At 60.0% G+C, this 21,187-nt stretch carries 10 protein-coding genes; 5 read left to right on the forward strand and 5 right to left on the reverse strand.

Annotated elements, in window-relative coordinates; genetic code table 11:
- The first annotated feature begins 72 nt into the window (after positions 1 to 72).
- The 3 genes from RCO24_RS19180 to RCO24_RS19190 all read left to right on the forward strand — a co-directional run bounded on the left by RCO24_RS19180 (position 73) and on the right by RCO24_RS19190 (position 5,629).
- Entirely contained in the window at positions 73 to 831 is a 759-nt protein-coding gene (locus tag RCO24_RS19180; protein ID WP_308964296.1) for a DUF3313 domain-containing protein, read from the forward strand.
- A 130-nt stretch (positions 832 to 961) separates the two neighbouring features.
- Positions 962 to 4,330, forward strand: a complete 3,369-nt coding sequence (locus RCO24_RS19185) for a glycosyltransferase family 39 protein (RefSeq protein ID WP_308964297.1) — start codon at positions 962 to 964, stop codon at positions 4,328 to 4,330.
- A gap of 162 nt (positions 4,331 to 4,492) precedes the next feature.
- Positions 4,493 to 5,629 carry a patatin-like phospholipase family protein gene (locus RCO24_RS19190; protein WP_308964298.1) on the forward strand — a complete coding sequence of 379 codons (1,137 nt, stop codon included), beginning with the start codon at positions 4,493 to 4,495 and terminating at the stop codon, positions 5,627 to 5,629.
- A 16-nt stretch (positions 5,630 to 5,645) separates the two neighbouring features.
- Here RCO24_RS19190 and RCO24_RS19195 read toward each other — a convergent pair whose 3' ends face one another.
- The 5 genes from RCO24_RS19195 to RCO24_RS19215 form a co-directional block, all read right to left on the reverse strand.
- Complete coding sequence (locus RCO24_RS19195) at positions 5,646 to 7,232, reverse strand: glycosyltransferase family 39 protein (protein WP_308964299.1); 1,587 nt, start codon at positions 7,230 to 7,232, stop codon at positions 5,646 to 5,648.
- Between the two features lie 86 nt (positions 7,233 to 7,318).
- Positions 7,319 to 10,417 carry an efflux RND transporter permease subunit gene (locus RCO24_RS19200; protein WP_308964300.1) on the reverse strand — a complete coding sequence of 1,033 codons (3,099 nt, stop codon included), beginning with the start codon at positions 10,415 to 10,417 and terminating at the stop codon, positions 7,319 to 7,321.
- Positions 10,414 to 11,520 carry an efflux RND transporter periplasmic adaptor subunit gene (locus RCO24_RS19205; protein ID WP_308964301.1) on the reverse strand — a complete coding sequence of 369 codons (1,107 nt, stop codon included), beginning with the start codon at positions 11,518 to 11,520 and terminating at the stop codon, positions 10,414 to 10,416. The genes RCO24_RS19200 and RCO24_RS19205 overlap by 4 nt, the downstream gene beginning before the upstream one ends.
- Positions 11,521 to 11,827: 307 nt before the next feature.
- A complete protein-coding gene (locus RCO24_RS19210; RefSeq protein WP_308964302.1) occupies positions 11,828 to 12,670 on the reverse strand; it encodes an oxidoreductase in 843 nt (280 codons plus the stop codon).
- 95 nt (positions 12,671 to 12,765) lie between these two features.
- On the reverse strand, positions 12,766 to 13,350 hold the full coding sequence (locus RCO24_RS19215; RefSeq protein WP_308964303.1) for an rRNA adenine N-6-methyltransferase family protein: 585 nt from the start codon (positions 13,348 to 13,350) through the stop codon (positions 12,766 to 12,768).
- 123 nt (positions 13,351 to 13,473) lie between these two features.
- On the opposite strand from RCO24_RS19215, the gene RCO24_RS19220 reads away from it, so the two are divergent.
- Together RCO24_RS19220 and RCO24_RS19225 are read left to right on the forward strand one after the other, a co-directional pair.
- Entirely contained in the window at positions 13,474 to 14,076 is a 603-nt protein-coding gene (locus RCO24_RS19220) for a TetR family transcriptional regulator (protein WP_308964304.1), read from the forward strand.
- 440 nt (positions 14,077 to 14,516) lie between these two features.
- The coding region (locus tag RCO24_RS19225; RefSeq protein WP_308964305.1) for a S8 family serine peptidase at positions 14,517 to 21,187 on the forward strand (6,671 nt) is incomplete at its 3' end.

A 21,187-nucleotide genomic window follows, 5' to 3' on the forward strand; every position in this document is an offset into this window, starting at 1 on the left:
AACCTCGTCATGTTGGCCATGGTCGGTCTTCTTCCCGCATGCGCCAGTGCACCTCTAGTGCAAGGTGTCGGATTGACGTCCTACGACGCAATGACGCCTTCCGACGGCCTGCTGACAAAGGCGCGTCTTCAAGTGAAGAAGGAGCAGGTGCTGGCGGCCAAGACGATCAAAATCCAACCGACCGCGTTTCCTTCCACTATTGCGCCGAAGCTCTCGTACGAACAGCGTGAGCTTGTCGCCAATGCCATAAATCGTGCGCTGTGCATCAACCTCAGCGACCGCTTCAAAGTCGTAACACCCTACGAACCGGCGGATTTGACCGTTCGCGCAACCGTCACTCAGGCGACGGAAACCGATGAGGTCGCGGCGGGCGTATCGGCTGCCGCATCGCTAGGCATGAACTTCGTAAAGGTGAATGTGCCGGTTCCGGTGCCGCGCGTTCCGATCGGACTGGGCAGCCTTTCGCTCGAGTCGGAGGCTATCGACTCTCAGGGCTATCAACAGGCATCCATGCTTTGGGCAAGAGGCGCGACGGCGTTTTTCAGCTCGCCAAAGGCGTCGAAAGCAAGTGACGCCTACGATCTGGCGGACAAGTTCGCTGACGACTTCGCCCACCTGCTCATAAAAGGCGAGAGCCCCTTCGATAACGGGGGCATCAGCCTGCCATCGCTGCCTTCTTGGCAAAAAATCAACTCCACCATGGGGCTCGCTCCGAAGTACGCCGCTTGTGAAAACTACGGCCGCGCTCCGGGAATCGCCGGCGCTGTCGGCGAGCAACTTGGGTTGCCGCCTGAATGGACCGACAACGGCGCCAAACAAGCATCACGATAGAACCCCGCGCGATTTCGCTAGATACAACGCCACATCAAGGGAACGCGTTTAGCCGATGCAATCGCCAGAGATGACAAACTCCATCCAGCATTCTCTGGATGGAACGGCCCCGTGTTGCCTGCGGAGTGCCGTGCGGGTGTCGGTTGTCGTGCCGACGCTCAACGAGGTCGAGAACGTCGATGCGTTGCTTGCCGCAATCCTCGCCGAAGGTGGGAACGGTCTCGATTTCGAGATTCTAATCGCTGACGGCGGTTCGACGGACGGCACTGTCGAGCAGGTGAGGAAGTGGGAAGGTGTAACGAATGTACGCCTTGTTGTGGGCGACGGAACACGGGGGCTGGCCGGCGATGTGCTGAAAGCTGCGGCGCTTGCCGTAGCCGATATCGTGGTTGTCATGGATGCCGACCTCAGCCATCCGCCCGGTCGCATCCGCGCGCTCGTCAATCCGGTCATGGATGGTTCGAGCGACATGGTGGTGGGCAGCCGCTTCGTGCCAGGCGGGGCAACCCCGGATTGGCCGTTTCGGAGACTTTTGCTGTCGCGCCTCGGCAGCCTGCTGGCATGGCCGCTGACGGAGGTGAAGGATCCGATGTCCGGATTTTTCGCGGTACGTCGGGATCGACTGCTCGCAGTCGATCCCGAGGCTGCGGGTTTCAAGATCGGGCTCGAGGTCATCGCCCACGGCGGTGGCGCACTGAGGGTTAGCGAGGTTCCGATCGTCTTTCCCGATCGCATACATGGCGAATCCAAGATCGGCAAGGCGCAGTTGGTGGCTTATCTGCGCCGTCTTTTTGCGTTGGCCGGTGGAGCGGTGTCGGCCGGCGGCGTAGCCCGCTTCGCAGCGGTTGGCCTCATCGGCATGTTCGTAGACATGTTTGTGTTTCTGGCCCTCTCGGGCCTCGGCGCGACGCTGATCACCGCTCACATCACCAGCTTTCTCGTCGCCACTCTGTCGAATTACGTCCTGAACTCGCGTTGGTCTTTCGCCGAAAGCTCGGGGGCGAGCCGGCAGCGACCGGGGGAGCTTTACCTGCGCTTCTTCACCGTGTGCCTCCTGGCTCTTGCAATTCGCGGCGGCATCCTGGCTGGGTCAACCGATATCCTCGGTGCATCCACGCAGGTCGCAATACTGTACGCAATCGGTGCCGCGGCCCTTGTTACGTATCTCGGCTCCGCTTTTTTTGTGTTTCCGTTCGTCAATCCACGAGTTCCCGCCGACATACGCTGGCGCGTTGCCGCCATCGGCGTGGCGAGCTACGTCATCGTTCTGCGTCTGCTCTTCGTCGGCCTTGTCGATCTGTTGCCGCAAGAGGCTTATTATTGGAATTACTCACAGCATCTCGACATCAGCTATCTCGACCATCCGCCCATGGTGGCGTGGCTGATCTGGGCTGGCACCAACGTGTTCGGCGACAACGAGTTCGGCGTGCGCGTTCCTGCCTGGCTCAGCTGGTTCGTAACAGCTTTCTTCAGTTTTAAACTCACGCATAGGCTGTTCGGCAAGTCTGCGGCGTTCGTTAACTTGCTGCTTATTGCGGCATTGCCGTTCTATTTCGCGACCGGCTTCTTCATGACTCCTGATGCGCCGTTGCTCGCGGCGTGGGCCGGTGCACTCTATTTTCTGGAGCGCGCGCTGGTAGGTGGCCGGTCGAATGCCTGGTGGGGCGTCGGTGTCTGCATTGGCCTTGGGATGCTTTCGAAGTACACGATCGCACTTCTTATGCCGGCCGCGTTGTTTTTCCTGCTTGTCGATGTGCGGTCGCGGATTTGGCTGAAGCGGCCCGAGCCTTATCTTGCCGCCGCGCTGGCGATGCTCATCTTCTCACCAGTCCTCTACTGGAATCTGGAAAACGGTTTTGCATCCTTCTTCTTCCAAGGCACGCGTCGCCTGAATGCTGCGTTAAATTTTTCGCTGCCGATGCTCGTCTTTAACGCCGCGATCCTGATTACTCCGGCGGTTCTGATTTCGGCGGTGGGGGTGATCTGGACGCTTCGCCGGTTCGAGAGGACGGCTCACGTGGATGAGGAAGTGCGGCGCCACTCGCGCTTCATCCTCATTTCAACGCTCGTTCCGCTGTGCGTGTTTCTCGTTTTCAGTTTGACGCGCGACGCGAAACTCAACTGGACGGGGCCGGTGTGGCTTTCTGCTCTTCCCGCAATCGCGGCGTCAATTCTCTCTGCTGGGGAGCGTGCCCTGGCTTTCGAACGCGCGATGCGTCGCGTGTGGGTGCCAACGATCGGGACCAGCCTCGTGGCCTACGGGCTTCTCCTGAATTATCTCACGCTAGGTGTGCCGGGCCTCGGGTATGCCCTGCGTCTCCCGGATGTTCCGGTGGCCTGGAGCGAGTTCGGACGCGAAGCCGCTGACCTTGAACTCGAGGTGATGCAGGCCACGGGCACCGAGCCCTTCATGATCGGCCTAGATACCTACAACGTCGCGAGCGAACTCGCCTTCTACAACAATGGCAATGGCGAAGGCGCCACCAACTCGGTCGGACGCGGCGTTCTGGGGAAGATGAGCCTGATGTACGAGTACTGGCACGACGCAGGATCGTTGCGCGGCCGGCCGGCCGTGATGTTCGCCTTCAAGCGTTCCCATGTCGTCGATCCTGCGCTCGCCCATTACTTCGGAACGCTCGGAGATCCGATGGAGCGTGTCCTTTACAAGGATGGTTTGCCGGCGGGCAGCTTCTACTATCGAGTTGGCTACGATTTCCAGGGCGGACGATCCGGCTCCCGGTCTTCGGCTGCCGGTCCAGTGTTGCTTACTGAAGCCGTGATGAGCCAAAGCATTCGTTCCCCAGTTGGTGGGATTGGTTGCGAGGTCCTCTGCTATCGATCTCGATCGGTTCGCCGTCGGGCAGGACGGAGACAGGCGCGCGACGCTGCTCGCAGACCCCGTGCCCCGCACAGGAACCGTTCGATCCAGTGCGGAAGGGGCCGGCCATGCGCTCGGCGACGGCTACAAACACCAAGGCGTTCGGAGCTCGTCCGCACCGACTGTGGAGCGCGTTGGCTTCGGTCCGGGCGTGTCGCCAATGGCCCGCTTGGAGAAAGGGCTTACCTCGACGTTCAAGCCTCACGTGCCGGTGCGCCTACGGCCGCGATGGTGAGTTTGGTCCTGCTGCTTGTCGTTGGCTGCGCCACTGAACAGATCGAGTCCGGGCGTGTGGCGCGTGATTTTGAGAACGAAGGATCGAACCGCGGGGGCGATGCCGTGGCTGGTTCCGAAGAGACAGGTACTTGCGCAAGCATTGCCAGCACATTTGCCTCTCACTTCCGAAAAATGGAGGACCTGCGGCGGCAGGAAGAAGCGGAGCGGCGAGCGCCTCCGGCGACCATCATGCTGGCGTATGGGCGCCTGTTCGGGCCCGATGGATCCGGATACGAGGCCACGGAGAAGCTCCGGCAAGAGCGCATCAAGGTCAATCAGCTCGAAGCAATGCTCGCCGCCAAGGGATGCTCGGGCATCAAATCTGATGCGTCCCTTCTGCGTTGAGGGCTGCTGATGGCTCACCGGTACGCTCACGCATCATCGTTGGCCGGGCTGCGTGCTCAACTAAACCGCAGCCTGGCCTTGCTTGGACCCTGCTCTGCTTACGGGGTTCAGCGAACGCATGGACAGTAGAGAATGGTGTCCCTGTATCGAACACTGACTGTCATGACTGCGCTCGCACTAGGGGGATGTGCTGCGACGCTCGCGTATACGCCGGTTCCGGAAGCAGCAATAGGTCGAGCGCAGGTGTCGGGTTACACAAATATTCGCGCATGGGGAGATGCGGACGAAGCCGATGCGGCTATCAACTTCACAGGCGTTTTACCGGCGCCGTTGTCGCGAACAGAGGTGGAGAGAAAACGGCCGCGGGCGCGGAGCTATTTGGCGCTATCGGGCGGTGGAGGAGACGGGGCTTACGGTGCAGGACTTCTTGTCGGCTGGACGGCAAGCGGCGAACGGCCGATCTTCGATGTCGTAACGGGTGTCAGCACGGGCGCACTCGCGGCGCCATTTGCATTCCTCGGTCCTGCCTATGACAAAAAGCTCGAGGAAATCTACACTCAATACAAAACAGATGATCTCGGAACGCCGCAGATATTCTCGGCGGTCTTCGGAGGGCCATCGCTCATTGATGCCAGCGGGCTTGAAGCGCTATTGCGGCACTACGTCAACATCGAGCTCGTGGATGAGATAGCGCGTGAGCACGCGCGCGGCCGGCGGCTTCTCGTCGCCACGACGAATGTCGAGGCCGAACGCCAGGTGATCTGGAACCTCGGGGCGATCGCGGCAAGCAAAAATGCAGATCGTCTTGATCTGTTCCGGCGCATTCTGCTCGCGTCGGCAGCCATTCCGGGTGTTTTGCCGCCGGTACTTCTCAAGGTGACCGTCGATGGTCGCGAGTTTCAGGAAATGCACGCCGATGGCGGGACTGTCGGACAGGTGTTCTTTATCCCCCATGTCGCAAATGGCTTGTCTCAAAAGATGACGCAAGCTCAGGCGCGTCTCTATGTGATCCGCAATGGCAAGATGGGACCGGTGTGGCAATCCGTTGATCCGACGATCTTGAAAATTGCCAACCGGTCACTCGAGACACTCATAAAGAGCCAGGCGCGCGGTGATGTTGAACGTGTCTACGCGCAGGCAAAATCGGAGGGCATGGCCTTTCGGCTTGCCGTCATTCCTGAAAGCTTTGACGGCATATCCGACGAGCCCTTTGATAAGGGGTATATGCGGCAGCTCTTCGACCTCGGCTATGCTCAAGCAAGCCGCGGGTACCCTTGGGCCACAGCCCCACGCCGGTAGCGCTTTCTCGCGTCCATCAGCGGCGTGGGTATGGCAGCGGATAGGGTGATATCAAGTTACGGCCGATCGCCACCTCGACCTCGAATAAATCAATGTCTCCAACCTTCACCCCGATGGGGGATTGGATATCGATGCTTGAAAAATGTGGCCGGACCGTTTCGAGGCGGCGGGCGAAGGTCTTAGGCTGCCCAATCAAAAGCACGTCACGGCCAATCCACGCAGCGGGGTCGGCGAGAAAGGCAAAGCCGCGTGGATCGCTTCCGAACACTGCAACAGTCGCGTGTGCCCCGAGGGCCTCTGCAATGCGAGCGGCTTCGATCCATCGGAACGCGACGACGAGAGGGCGGGGCTGCTTCGGGTCCGCAGGCAATGGCGCCGCTAGCAGACCACGGTCCACGAGCCCAGCGGCGAGACCGCGCCAAGTCACCGATTCCTGCAGGAAGCTGCCGATCCCCAGGAAGGTGACGGTCGATGGAGAGGGTGGGAAGACGCGGACCAGCGTAGCTGCGACGATCGCCAGAGCAAGCACTGCAGTGGCAGCGACAGCGGAGCCGCGGGCAAGCCGCAAGGCTTCATCGCGCCGCTTCTCGATGTCGGCGATAGCGCGACCGAGGATCGGCAGCAGGAACAACCATCCCGGCATCTGCCAATGGGGCAGGGCATGGCCACCCCAAAGCGGTACAGCAGTGAAGACGACGATGGACGGCAGCGCGAGCGCCACCAGGAAGGCGCTTGGGCCAGAGAGCGTGCGGTCGGTCCGCAGTAGCGATACCGCGGCGGCGACTGTAGCGACGACAGTCCATGGGCCGAGATAACCCATCTGTCCGAGTATCGCGCGGGCAAGCCCTGACCAGTTGATGCCATTCGGGCCGACGCCGCGCGACGACTGGAAAAGGAGTGATACCCAGCCGTTCTCGGCGTTCCAGATTAGTACGGGCGACGCAACGATACTTGCGATCAGGACGGCGAGCCACGGGCCCGGTGCGGCGAGGCGGCGGCGATGCGGGGTGATGAGAACAAAGGTGACAGCGCCGAGGGCGAAAAGTGCGGCGTGGTACTTCGAGAGGGCGGCGAGGCCGAGGGTGAGCCCGGCGGCGAGCCACAATCGACGTTCGCGTTCTGCTTCGGGAACGGGGGCGAAGAACAGGATTTCGGCGAGCAACCGCGCAGTCAATGCGAGGAAGAGTGCCAGTGGTCCATCTGGGACCATCCACGATCCGGCGGATACCATGAAGAACGGCGCCAGGGTCAGCGCCACCAGCGTCCACAATCCGGCTCTCGCTCCCCAGAGACGGCGGGTGAGGTCGAACATCACCGCGCTGGTGGCCGTGAAGGCCAGTACGAAGGGCAGCCGCAGCACCAAGGCTGGCACTGGGTCACCGAAGAAAGGCGCAGCCAGGTCGTGCATCGCTTTGACCCACCAGAAAGCCATCGGCGGGTGATCGAACCAGGAGAGCTGCCACTGCGTCGCGACCGCCATGGCGTAGGCTTCGTCGACGCCGGGATCGAGCAGCGCGGCGAGGGCGAGGCGGACGAGAGTGCCGACCGCGAGGAGTGCCGTGGCGGTGTGGATGGTCGCGGTGTCGCTCGTGTGGCGGATCATCGTTAATGGATCTTTGTCGGTCCGGGGCGTTGATGTGGGAGGTCTGAAAATCGAGGCGGCATTGACGATCCGACGTCGCGCATTGGCTAATGTCTCTTCGTCGCGAGGGGAGGTGGAGTTTGAATGAGTGCTTCAAACATCCTGCGTGCCCAGAGGTCGAGATCATCCATGACGGTGAAAACCGCAGGAACGTAGATCAGGCTCAATGCGGTCGAGCTCAGAAGGCCACCGATCACGGCAATGGCCATCGGGGCGCGAAATTCCGCGTCAGCGCCGATACCAAACGCGAGTGGCAGCATCCCAGCCCCCATCGCAACCGTGGTCATGATAATGGGGCGGGCGCGCTTCCGCGCTGCTTCGATGAGCGCCTCATTCCGTTCGAGGTTCTGAGTGAACCGGGCCATGATTGCGTACTCGACGAGCAGGATCGAGTTTTTGGCGGCAATCCCCATCAGCATGAGAATCCCGATCAGGGCTGGTAGGGACAGAGACGTACCGGTCGCCACCATCAATCCGAATGCACCGCCGAGCGATAGGGGAAGTGCGGTCAGGATCGTAACTGGCTGAATGAAATTGTTGAACAACAGGGCGATTACGAACAGCAGCAAGACAATGCCCGAGACCATGGCAAGGACAAAGCCACCGAACAGCTCTTCCATGTGTTCCGCGTCGCCCGCGGATTGGCGGGTCACTCCAGGTGGAAGCGCTTTGACCGAACGCAGATTGGAAACGATCTCCTCGGCTTGTCCCGTCGTCAAGCCCACGATCTCAGCCTCGATGGTCGCACTTCGGATGCGGTCGACGCGGTCGATCTGGTTAGGGCCTGCGCCAAGTTCGATGTCTGCCACGGAGGAAAGTGGAACGGTGCCGGTTGATGTCGGCACTTGCAAGCTCAAGATCCGCGAGAAATCCGACCTCGCGCCTTCGTCTAGCATGACGCGAATGGGGATCTGCCGATCTTCGAGGTTGAACTTCGGCAGGTTGTGATCGGATTCGCCCAGCGTCGCGATGTTGACTGTTTGAGCTATCGCCTCGGAAGAAACACCGAGCGTGGCCGCCTTGTCGAGCTTGGGCGTGATCTGCAATTCGGGGCGGGCGAGGCTGGCCGTCGAGCCGGCATTCTGGAAACCCGGCGTTGTCTGCATCTCGCGTGTGATCAAAGAGACCGCTTTAGATAGCTTCTCCGAGTCATCGCTTCTCAGCGTGACCTGGACCTTGGCACCCGACTGTCCATCGGCGCCGAACCGCAGTCGCGCGCCTGGCAGCTCCGCAAGTTGAGATGCTACCGATGCTTCAAACTCCTGCTGCGTGATCGTCCGTTCATCGCGCGGCTTCAGGTTTACCGTCACCGTCGCCTTGCGAACCTCTCCTGACGTACTCTCATCGCCGATACCTCCCGAGGACGTTTGCGTTCCCAGGGCCGCATAGACGGATTTGACCTCCGGCCGTGCTTGCAGAATAGCGATTGCCCTCCTTACGGTTGCGTCCGTATCCGTGAGGCTGGCGCCGGGGGCGTGCTCAATTGCAAGAACCGACCTGCCTCGGTCTGTTGCGGGAATGAAATCAGTCGGCAACAGAGGAATCAGGCTCAGGGAGGCCGCGAAGATCGCGATGCCCGCGAAGACCGTTATCCATCGCCATCTCAACGTCCAGCCGAGAAATCGAAGATAGGCCGGCACCCAGAACGCTTCGTCCTTTTGTGCGCCGTGGGGCTTCATCAAATACGCCCCCATCATCGGCGTCAGCATGCGTGCGACGACGAGCGAGAAGAATACCGACGTGCAGACGGCAATAGCGAACGACTTGAAGATCTGGCCGGGAATTCCGCCCATGAAGCCCACAGGCATGAACACGGCGATGATGGAGAATGTCGTTGCGACAACGGCAAGTCCGATTTCGTCGGCCGCTTCAATCGCGGCCTCGTAAGCGTTCTTTCCCGTTGCTCGCATATGGCGCACGATGTTTTCGATCTCGACGATCGCATCATCGACCAGGATGCCGACCACCAGGGCGATGGCAAGCAACGTGATGTTGTTCAACGACTCGTTGAGAACGTACATGACGCCGAATGTGGGCAGCAGCGACAGCGGCAAGGCCACGCTGGAAATGAGGGTCGCGCGTACATCGCGGAGGAAGTACCAGACCACGAGGACGGCAAGCGCCGCGCCTAGGAGCAGAGCCTCGATCGCGGCCGCATATCCCTCCAGCACGTCATCGGTCGAACTGGTCACTTCGCGTATCGCAACGTCAGGATTTTCGGTAGCAAATGACGCCACTTTCGCTCTTACTGCATCGGTCACTGCAACTTCGCCGGTGCCCACCGAGCGGTAGACGCTGAACCCGATGACCTCGCGATCGTCGAGACGCGCGCGTTGGCGGGGTTCAGCCCAAGATCTTTCTATGACGCCCAGCTCGGATAGCGTCACTGTGCGTCCGTCCGTCAGGATCAGTCGCGTTTCGGCTAGCGCCTGAACGTTCTTGGCGCTGCCAAGCGTTCTGATCGCTTGTTCGCGCTGTCCGAGCGTCGTGCGTCCGCCGGGCTCGTTGACGTTCTGCCGCTTCAGTTGATCGGAGATTTCGGAAGCCGTGATGCCGAGAGCCATCATCCGATCGGGAGCCAGGCGCACGCGAATTTCCTGGTTCACGCCGCCGGCCCGCTCGAGCCGGGAGACACCGTTGACCGACAGCGCAGCTTTGGCCACGTCATTGTCAATGAACCAACTCAGGTCGTCGGGAGCCATCCGGGGCGCGTCGACGATGAACGTCAGGATCGCCTGGCCTGTGGCGTCAACCCGCTGCACGGTTGGTTCCAGGACGTCCGCCGGCAAATTAGCGCGGATCGAAGCTACAGCATTGCGGACGTCATCGGTCGCACGGTCGATGTCGGTTCCCAACGCGAATTCGACGCTGGTCGTAGAGAGGCCTTCGTTGACGGTGGATCGGATGTGCTCGACGTTGCCGAGGCCGGAGACGCTGTCTTCTATAAGACGTGCGACTTGCGTTTCCATCTCAGTTGGCGCGGCACCGCTTCTGGCGACGCTGACCGTGACCGCGGGAATGTCGATATCCGGCATGTCGTTGATGCGCAGCTTCGAGAAGCTGACAACACCCGAGAGAGACAGAAGCAGAAACAAGACGGTGGTGGGCACCGGATTGCGGATGGACCAAGCCGAAATCTGGTTCATGGCGTTGCCGTGAACGGTTGAGCGGATGCAACTTCGGCGCGGACTTTCTCGCCGTCGTTCAGCAGTCCGGCGCCTTCGACGACGATGCGCTCGCCGGCATCCAAGCCGTCCACGACCTCTACAGCCGAACTGGTCTTGCGCCCGGCGGTTATTGTCTTGAGGTTTGCGGTGCCGTCTTCGCTCACAGTGAAGACCGCCGCACGCCCGTCGCGCCAGACGATCGCTTTGAGCGGAACTGTCAGGGCTTCCGTGCTGCCGGCGTCGATCTCGACGCGGACAAACATGCCGGGCTTCAACTCCGTGCCCGCGGACAGCGCAATACGCGCCGTGCCCAGGCGGGTCTTGGCGTCGACCATCGGCGCTACAATCCGTACAGAGGCTCGCGATATTCGCCCCATGGGATCAATGATGCGTGCGGTCTGTTTGGGGAGGATCCTGAAGATATCAGCTTCGGGCACCAGGGCATTCACCTCGATGCGTCCATCCTGGATGAGACGGAACAGGTCCGTACCGCTTTGCACAACCTGACCGAGGGTTGCGGTGCGCACCGCTACGATCGCGTTCGCCGGTGCGACGATGACCGTCTGCGCCAATCTGGCTTTTGTTTCCTCGAGTGCTGCCTGTGTTGAGGCGAGCTTTGCCGCGGCTGTCTTCACGACCAATTCGCGTTGGTCGATGGTCTGTTGGCTCATTACGCCGCTGGTAACGGTATGAGCGCGTTTCTGGTCGGCCAAAGCGTTGGATAGGCTGGCTTCTGCCTCCGCCACCGCGGCGTTGTTTTGTTCGATCTGCGCAAGAAGAAGAGTTTGATTGAGGCGCGCCAGGAGCTGGCCTTTTTTCACCTCGTCTCCTTCATCAGCAAGGAGTTCGACAATTGCCAGTGCGTTGGCTTCGGAGCTGATCGGCATTTCTCGCCATGCGGCTACCGTACCGGTCCCAACAACTATGTCTTCGATTCGGCTCGTTCGTACCGAGTCGACGGTAACTGTAAGCTGAGGCCTCCGCTCATATTCCCGTTCTTCCGAAAGGGCCGCAGTTGTTGATGTGAGGATCAGCGCGAGGGCGATCGACAGAGGGGATCCGACGCGCATGAATACAAGCATAGTGCGGTTCTCCAGCAGTGGAGAGCCGATCGTGCGGGTCGATCATTGCGCCTTCACGTTCAAATGTGTCTGTATATATCTGCGAAATGGAATTTCGTGTCGGAACGATGCTGTGTGCGCCGGCTGAAGCTACCTCCAACACTCCCGTTTCACGCGGTGATGGATGTTTCGAAGCTTCGATTGACGCCGTGATCCGCTGGCCCCTCGTTGCTCTGAGTTTACCGGAAACTATCGCGTTCGGCCTCTATAGAGACGTCCGCATTCTTGGTTTCGCGAATGCGGACGTCCTATTCTCTAGCCAGCGCGATTATCCGCTCATCTGGCTTAAAATCAGTCGGTCGAACGCGCGATCTCCGAACCATTTGCGTACGAAGATCATCGGCCTCGCATACTTGCCCGCGACATAACGCGTCTTGGGATTCTTGGCGTTGGCGGCCTGCGACACGACATGGGCAATGACGCTCGGGTCGGTGCCGAGGCCGCGGCCGTAGCTCGCCTTCGTGGTCTTGGCGACGGCCTGCGTGATTTTCGCATAGGCGCCGTTGCCCGATCGCTTGAGAAGACCGTCGGCAGCCACGTCGCCGAACCCGGTCTCGATCAAGCCCGGCTCGACTACGACGACCTTAATGCCGAACGGCATAAGCTCAAGCCTCAGGGAATCGGACCAGCCTTCAAGAGCGTGCTTGGTTGCGTGATACCAAGCCCCGAGGAGGGTGTAGATCTTGCCGCCCATCGACGTGATGTTGATGATGGTGCCAGAGCCTTGCTTGCGCATTGCGGGCAAAAGAAGTTGGGTCAGACGCGCGGGGCCGAATACATTCACCTCGAACTGGTACCGCGCCTCGTCAATGCCGATTTCCTCGACCGGACCATAGAGGCCGAAGCCGGCGTTGTTTACCAGCACATCCACGCTCGCGGTCTCAGCCAAGATCCTATCGACTGCCGCCTTGATCTCGGCGTCGTTGGAAATATCCATGCGCAGTGGCGTGGCGCCGAGGCGCGCGAGGTCAGCCATTTTCTGGACCTGACGCGCAGCAGCGAACACGTGATATCCATCCTTGATGAGGCGCTTCGCGATCTCTTTGCCCATGCCTGAGGAAGCACCGGTGACGAGCGCTGTTTTCTTCACAGTGCTTTTTTTGCCTGTCATGGAATTCTCTTTCTTCTCGCGTCATGGATTGCGGCGCCGTCCCATGCGAAGCGGATGCTTGTGGGCCGACATAATTTTGCTTCAGATCAACTCAGCTAGACCAAGTTGTGCCAGGCACGCCGTCTCGTGATGCGATAGACGGAGGCCGGGGGAATGTTGCGCAGGGTGTGATCGACCAGGGTCGCCTTAAGGCCGAGACGGTCGAGGATCGGCCTCGGGACGGGACAGCGGCCGGCATACGTGAATTGATAGAACGCACCGCCCGGCCTCAGATGAGTGAATGCGCCGGAGAGGATCGACATCACTTTTCGCGTCGGCATGCCGAGTAGAGGCAAGCCGCTCACAACTGCGCCAGCCGGTGCCTTTGCGCCGAGGTCGGCGGTCTTCAGGCGGGCTGCATCCATCCAGAGCACACGCACGCCGGGAAAGCGCGTCTGGAGGTGAATGGCAAATTCCGACCCGTATTCGATCAGGGTCAGGTCCTGGAGACGGACGCCCCGCTCGATCAGCTTTTCGGTGAAGACACCCGTGCCAGGCCCAAGCTCGATGACTTGGCCCGTGGCCGGCGTTATCTCGCGCGTGATGATCTCGGCAAGTGAGGAGCCTGAAGGTGCGATCGCGCCGACGCGTAGAGGTTCGGCGGCCCAGGACCGCAGGAACATCATGATATCGCCTTGCATCTCGTCTCCTCGGGAAGGAATTGGATTTGTGCCGTATGAGCCGACATACGGCTTCAGCATTCCAACAATATTGCACTCAGTGCGAGTTTACAAGTGGTGCGATTTGTGACAGAAGAATGTCGTATGAACAATTCTGCTCAAAAGCCCGGCTTGCGGGAGCGTAAGCGCCGCGAGACGCTCCAACGCATCACCGATACGGGGCTGAAACTCTTTCTGAGCCAAGGCTACGAGGAGACCACACTCGACGCGATCGCCGAGGCGTCGGGGATATCGAGGCGCACGTTCTTCTACTATTTCAAATCCAAGGAGGAGATCCTCCTCGCGTGGCAGAGCGGCACCGGTGCGGCAATAGCCGCCGCCATTCAAGAACAGACAGCGGACAAGGCGCCGATCGATGCCGTCCTCGACGCCATCCTGAGCTTGGCGTCCCAGTTCGATGCGAACGAGCTTGTCGCGATCGAGCGTCTGCTCCGCTCGACCGAAGAGTTACGCGCAAGCAAACATGCGAAGTACGTGCAGCAGGAGGGGGCGGTGTTCGAGGCGCTCTGCGCAAAGTGGCCTCAGGCGCGCCGCCGCGATAGCTTGCGGCTCATCGCCATGGCTTCAATGGGCGCGCTGCGCCTGGCCGTGGATCGATGGGTCGAGGAAGGTACCAAAAGGCCCCTCGCCAAGCATCTGCGCGAAACATTCGAGAGTTTGAAAGCGGAACTTGGACGTCAGAGTTGAGCCGCTGTGCAAGTGGTCGCTGGGATATGTCTTTCGATTTTTTTGTCGGGAGCTCCTGAGCGCCGAAGTCTCGAACTCCAGATATCGTCATGTCCGCAAACGGTATGCAGCCGATCGCCTAATGGTTGCGTCAAACCATACGATGGGCGAGCCATGCCCGACTATCATCCCTGAGACTACTTCATCACGACCACGTAGGGGGTATGTCCCGCATCCCGCCAATATCGGGAAAAAATCTGAGATCCATTTTGCATTAACGCGGCATTCGATCGGGAATATCTCCTGGCTCCCGACACGAATCGGGAACTAATCCATATTGTCAGGACACGTATTCACTTCTTACAAACGATGTACAGAGCGTGACAAATGCTCACACGTTTTAAACGTGGCCGCCAAAGGCCTACGACCTAAAAATAAATCTGCCTCGGGGAGGAACCCAAATGAGCGTAAAGCTTGCTAACAGCGCCTCGGCGCTGAACGATGGCGTATGGGCAAATCGGTTCGCGGAATTCCTTTCCGACGGCGGTCAATTGCCTTTCCTGAGCGCTCTCAGCAATCGTTCCCCCGTTTACTCCACGCTACCGATGCCTGTCCCGTCGCAGCACTCCGGGCTTGGCTACGAGACGGCTTTCACACCGACCGACGGCTACTACGATCTGCAGTGGCATTTCGCCTACATGGGCGACATCGAGACGATCTGGGACGAATACTCGGGCGCCGATGTGCACGTCGGCGTCTACGACGACGGTCTACAAACCGACCATCCGGATTTGGCGGCCAACTACGATCCGAGCCGTGAGGTCACGGTCGATGGACAAATCCTCAATCCGCTCGAGTCCACTGTCTCCGGCGCGCCGCATGGGACGGCAGTCGCGGGCCTCATTGCGGCAGCGAACAACGGCACGGGTGTCGTTGGCGTGGCATGGGGCGCGTCGCTCACGGGCGTGAACATTTTCTCCGGCGCGGGCGACATCAACAACTACTACGCCGGCTTCCTGCAGGCCGCTTCGCAGTCCTCGAACTTCGACGTTATCAACCACAGCTGGGGCAAGTTCCCCGGCTTCTGGCAAGACGTCATGGCCGTCGCTCAGGACGACAGCCTTCTGAATTACTGGTTCGAGGCTCTTGAGATCGGTCGCAATGGACTGGGTACGATCCAGGTCAAGGCCGCGGGCAATCAGGATCAGAACAGCAACGGCGACGGCACCACCACGAGCCGCGCGACGATCATCGTCGGCGCTTACGACGACGATGGCGATGCGTCGTACTATTCGAGCTATGGCGCAAACCTGCTCGTTTCGGCGCCTTCGAGCGGCTACAGCGATTGGTTTACGACGATCAATCGTGGTTTGGTCACCACTGACAACACGGGTTATATCAACGCCCCGGGACGCCTCGACTATGGCTACAACGGGCTTCCGGATACGGATTACACCAACGGATTCGGCGGAACCTCCGGCGCGACGCCCATCGTGACCGGTGTCGTTGCGCTCATGCTCGAAGCCAACCCTGACCTCGGCTGGCGCGACGTTCAGAACATCATTGCGTATTCGGCGCACGAAGTGGGTAGCGGCGTCGGCGGCGTTCGGCGCAACGATGAAAACAACACATGGAAGTACAACGGCGCCGACAACTGGAACGGCGGCGGCCTCCACTACTCGGAGGACTACGGTTACGGCGGCATCAACGCCTACAACGCCGTGCGCATGGCCGAGGTCTGGAACCTGTTCGGCGGGCCGAAGACGAGTGCCAACGAAAGCTCGTTCAAGCAGTCGACCACCCAAAGCGTCGAGCTCTTGGACGGCAAGACAACCGACATCCATTTTACCTTTGGCGGTCCGGACTTCACGGTCGACTTCGTCAACGTTTCGATCGACCTGCATCACACAAAACTCGACGATCTCGAGATCTACCTGATCTCTCCGGATGGGACGACGTCGACGCTCGTCGATTTCCGTTTCGAGCTGTTCTACAACGGCGGGGCGGAGGATGCGGTGCTGACGTTCGGCGCCAATGGCTTCCGCGGCGAGAACGGCACGGGCGAGTGGACGATCCGTATCGTGGATCGCTGGGAGGCGGATTCGGGCACGCTCAATTCGGCATCCATTACGCTACACGGAACCGACACCGCGGACGGCACCCACAACACCTCGGACGACGTCTATCACTATACCGATGAGGTCTTCACCGCGATCGCCAGAGAGGGCGAGCGGATCATTCTCAATGACGCCGATGGCGGGACGGACTGGCTCGATCTGGCGGCCATGACCGGCGACATTCGACTCCGGATGTCGGAGGGATGGACGTCCGCAGTCGATGGCAAGAGCTTCTTGATCGTGGCGAAAGGCTCGCTCATCGAGAATGCTGTCGCGGGCGACGGCAACGACGACCTCGAGGGCACGCGCTACGATAACGTTATTTACGGCATGCGCGGCAACGACAGGATCCAAGGCCACGACGGCAACGATACTCTCTCGGGTGGAGCCGGTAACGACACATTGATCGGCGGAATTGGTAGCGACATTTTCCTGTTCGATCGTGCGCTGAACGCCGCGACGAATGTCGATACGATCGTCGACTTCAATGGTTATGAGCCTCAATATGGCGTCGACCTTATCTGGCTCGACAATTCGATCTTCAATCTTGTGCTCGGCATCCTTTCGGCGGATGCATTCACCCTCGGGACCGGCGCTCTCGACGCATCCGATCGCATCATCTACGACGCGGCAACCGGAGCGCTTTATTACGACGTCGACGGCAACGGGCTCGCCGCGAGCGTCCAGTTCGCAATTCTCGGGAACAAGCCCACCACTCTGACGTACAGCGACTTCCTCGTCGTCGATACCACCGGCACAGTCGTGACCGGAACTGGAACCGACCGCGTCCAGCCCGATGCCGAAACGACCTCCACATCGACCGACACCCAGAATCTCTTCGGCCCTGGCGTGCCGATCAACGGCACGCAGTACGCCGACGAGATACTTGGCAAAGAAGGCGACGACATCATCAATGGTCTGGGGGGAGACGATACCCTCGCCGGGTACGGCGGCAACGACACAATCGACGGTGGCGCGGGCATCGATCAGATCTTTGGTCTCGAGGGCAACGACACCCTGCATGGAGGTGGCTCTCCGGATTGGATTGGAGATAACCTCTACGGGGGCGACGGCAACGACATCCTTTACGGCAGCAACCAGCCCAACGGCATCAGATATTCGCTTTTCCCGAACGGGGACTTTCTATACGGCGGCGCCGGCGACGACATTCTCTACGGTCTCGACGGCGATGACGCCATGCACGGCGACGGCGACGGAGACGATCGGTTCGGCGGCAACGACATCCTCTACGGCGGTGGCGGCAACGACAACATGGCTGGCGGCTGGGGTTCCGACCACTTCTACGGTGGCCTGGGCTACAACACGGTTTTTGCCTCCGACGGCGGAGAAATCGCCGACAGCGTCGACACGATCCATTTCGATGGAAACTTCAGCGAGTACCGAATTGTTGGGATGCAACCCCAAGGTTGGCTGGCTTACTATCAAGGCGCGCTCACAGTGCAGCGCACCAGCGGCCTTGCTGCGGGCGAGGTGGAGCAGGTCGAGTTTGAAGCCGAATTCATCGAGGTTCTGCAGTTCGCGGATCGCACGATCGATTTGCGTGAAACGCCGCTGCTCATTCGCGCGGGCGGCGACACCGATGAAGTGCGGTCGATCGATGACTGGGTACCCATCAACGTCACGACGCACGGGTTCGAGAAGGCCGTCATTGTAGACTACGGCACCGACGTCACAATCACGGACGCTGGCGATGCGAACGGCGTCGACGCGTTGAACTACGTCAGGGTCAACCTTGTCTCCGGTAACGTACAAATCAACGCAGATTCTCTAGAAATTCTCGAAATCGACAACCTCACGTCCGACGTGTGGTCTCAAACGTACGGGTTCCCCGGGTTCACTGGCGACCTGGCTGTCAACGCTGCGGCTGGCGATCGCGAGTTGTCGATCTTTCTGCTTGGCGTGCGTCTCGATGCCGGAGAAACGGTCAGCGACAATACGGCGACCAGCATCGTTCTGAATCAGATGACGAGTACCGACTGGCTCAACGGTGCGGCGATAGACGACTTCAACCTGTCGTTTGCGTCGGCCGAGACGATCAAATTTTACCAGACATCCGGACTTTCGATTAAGTGGTACGTCCCGAACGCGACGACCATCGATCTTTCGCCGACATTTGACGGATCGACACAGATTGCATCCAATTACGGCTATGTACGTATCGATACGCCGCTGGACGACAGCGTCTTGGCGCCTGCGGGTGGTCTTGCGGAATACCGCTTCATTGGAGGTCTGGAGCGGGACTTCGTGCGGCTTGGAAATCTGGGGTCGGTGAATGCCGGGAATGACGGCTCGCCGAGTGACATCAGCGGCGCGAATGCAGGTCTCGGCTTGCGCGGAACGATCACGCTAGATGCGGGCTCGGACGAAGTTCACATTCTCGGGTCGGGCGCGTTTCAAGGCGGGACGATCGACGCCGGGTGGAATGGCGAAGCCGATCAGCAATACAACCCTGACGCCGACACCATTCGCATGACGTTCGGCGTCGCCGAGGCGATCGGCGACATCAGCAGCCATATTTCGGGCTTCGAGGTGCTTCAGCTCGACGTCACGTCGCAGAGCCATAGTGTCAATGTGGCAAACTTCGATGGGTTGACGTCCGTTCGAATTGCAGGGACCGAGGGCTCTGGCGGCAACAATACGGTGACTTTGGTCGACGGATCGAGCGTCGAATTCCGTGCCGTCAACAACGCTACGCGGTTTGGCACCGTCAATCTTCTCGGATCGACCAGCGGCGTCAATCTTGCCTTCTCGGCGCCCTTTGAGCGCATCGGCCCGGTTGATGGGTTTCTTGGCAATGAGACGGTGCCGGCAGAAGAAGCCGCAAGCGGAACGGTGCGCGTCGTGGATGCGACGGTGGTCAACATCGTCACCAATTCACGCGACGATGTCCGTGTCGTCGATCTTGGCGGCGGCCGAATGGGCCTCGAGGCCCTTCCGCCCATCGACTCCTTCGAGCAAGTGCTGGTCCTCGATAGTGCCACTACGGTGAATATCTCCGGCGATACCGGCTGGGACTTCACGGTCGCAGGCAGCGACATTTCCAAGGTCACGCGGATCGACGGATCGGGCGTGACCGGAACGGGAACAGTCGGCGCAATCGTCGCTACGGCACAGACGACAAGCGCTGTCCACTTCACAGGAGGTGCAGGCGATGACGTGTTCACCGGCGGTGCCGGTAACGACACGCTTGAAGGCGGCGCCGGCAACGACACGTACATCATCGATGCTGGCAGCGTCGGCGATACGTTCATCGAGGCGGCGAACGGCGGCACCGATACGGCGCAGTCCGATAGCGTCAATCTCGATCTCAATCTCTATACCAATATCGAGAACGCGGAGCTCAAGGGCTCCCTGGATCTTGCCATTACGGGCAATGCAGCGCGTAACGTTCTGACTGGAAACGCCGGGAACAACCTTCTCGACGGCGGCGCAGCGGCTGATACGGCCGTGTTCAGCGGCAACAGGTCGGACTACACGGTGTTGGATAACGGGGATGGCTCTGTCACCGTGACCGACACGCGGGTCAACCCGCAGGACGGCTCCGACACGCTCGTCAACGTGGAATACCTGCAGTTCGCCGATGGCCGGCATTCGGTCAATCCGAGCGCGCCGACGGATATCTACCTGTCGAACTACACTGTTCTGGAATCGTCCTACGAAAACCTGTTGGTCGGTCTCTTGGCGGCGACTGACGCGGAAGGCGATACCGCAACATTCGAACTCGTCGATGACTCGAACGGCCGGTTCACGCTGGTCAACGGCAACGAAATCCGCACCGTTTACCACACGCTATTGGATTACGAGCAGCAGACGACCTACGACATCACCATTAGGGTGACGGACGGCGATGGTCTGACGTACGAAAAGACGTTGACGATCGATCTTCTCGACTACAATCCCGAATATATGGTCGGCCGCGGCGATATCGATACGGACGACGTGATCTGGGGAGGCGCCTACAATGACCTCCTGGCGGGTAACGGCGGCAACGACACCTTCCGCGGTAATGGCGGCAGCGACATCATCATCGGTGGACTCGGTGATCACGACACGGCCGAGTATTCCGGAAGCATTGCCGATTATGAGATCATTTGGGCGAAGGACTATTCCAATGCCTTCACCATCCGCGACAAGCGTAGCAATCCGGATGGTACAGGGTTCGACGGCATCGATTATGTCACCTACGACCTTTATACTTTGCAGGACGGAACCAAGGTATCTACAGCGACGGAGTATCTGAAGTTCGCGGACGGTGTGCTCAATACTTGGGATTTCATCGCACCAACCGATATTGCGCTGTCGTCGCTTGCAGTCACAGAGGGCGTGGAAGCCGGTACCGAGGTTGGCACGCTGACGGCAACCGATCTGTCCAGCTTCTACGGCGAAACCTTCAGCTTCACGCTGCTTGATAATGCTGGCGGGCGGTTTGCGCTCGACGGCGACAAGATCGTCGTGGCGGGTGCGCTCGACTACGAGGCCGCGACTTCCCATGAGATCAGGGTGCGTGTGACGGACGGTGACGGCCACACCTTCGAGAAGACGCTGACGATCGCTGTCACGGACGTTCCGAACGAGAACGAGGCGCCGACCGACATCCTGCCGGATACTGCATCGGTTGCGGAGAACTCTGCAAACGGGGCAGAGGTCGCGACACTCGCGGCGGTCGATCCCAACGCTGGCGATACGTTCACGTTCGAGCTTGTCGATAACGCGGGCGGTCGGTTCGAGATCGTCGGTAACAAGCTGGTCGTCAAGGACAGCACGGGTCTCGATTACGAGGCCGCGACCTCGCACACGGTGGTTGTGAAGGTCACCGACGCGGGCGGCCTCTCGGTCGAGCAGGAGATCACGGTCAACGTGACGGATGTCGACGAGAACACCGCGCCGACGGTGTCGCTTGCGAACACGCTCCTGTCGATCGCGGAGAACACCTCGACCGCCTCGCGCGTCAAGGTGGCGGACATCGTGCTGACCGACGACGGGTTGGGAACCAA

The sequence above is a fragment of the Hyphomicrobium sp. LHD-15 genome (assembly GCF_031157355.1).
Taxonomy (GTDB): Bacteria; Pseudomonadota; Alphaproteobacteria; order Rhizobiales; family Hyphomicrobiaceae; genus Hyphomicrobium_C.

Bases quoted from the DNA above. Each gene is read 5' to 3' on its own strand.
- RCO24_RS19205 (WP_308964301.1), bottom strand. From the start codon at position 11,520: ATGCTTGTATTCATGCGCGTCGGATCCCCTCTGTCGATCGCCCTCGCG.
- RCO24_RS19220 (WP_308964304.1), top strand. From the start codon at position 13,474: ATGAACAATTCTGCTCAAAAGCCCGGCTTGCGGGAGCGTAAGCGCCGC.
- RCO24_RS19215 (WP_308964303.1), bottom strand. From the start codon at position 13,350: ATGCAAGGCGATATCATGATGTTCCTGCGGTCCTGGGCCGCCGAACCT.
- RCO24_RS19195 (WP_308964299.1), bottom strand. From the start codon at position 7,232: ATGATCCGCCACACGAGCGACACCGCGACCATCCACACCGCCACGGCA.
- RCO24_RS19200 (WP_308964300.1), bottom strand. From the start codon at position 10,417: ATGAACCAGATTTCGGCTTGGTCCATCCGCAATCCGGTGCCCACCACC.
- RCO24_RS19190 (WP_308964298.1), top strand. From the start codon at position 4,493: ATGACTGCGCTCGCACTAGGGGGATGTGCTGCGACGCTCGCGTATACG.
- RCO24_RS19210 (WP_308964302.1), bottom strand. From the start codon at position 12,670: ATGACAGGCAAAAAAAGCACTGTGAAGAAAACAGCGCTCGTCACCGGT.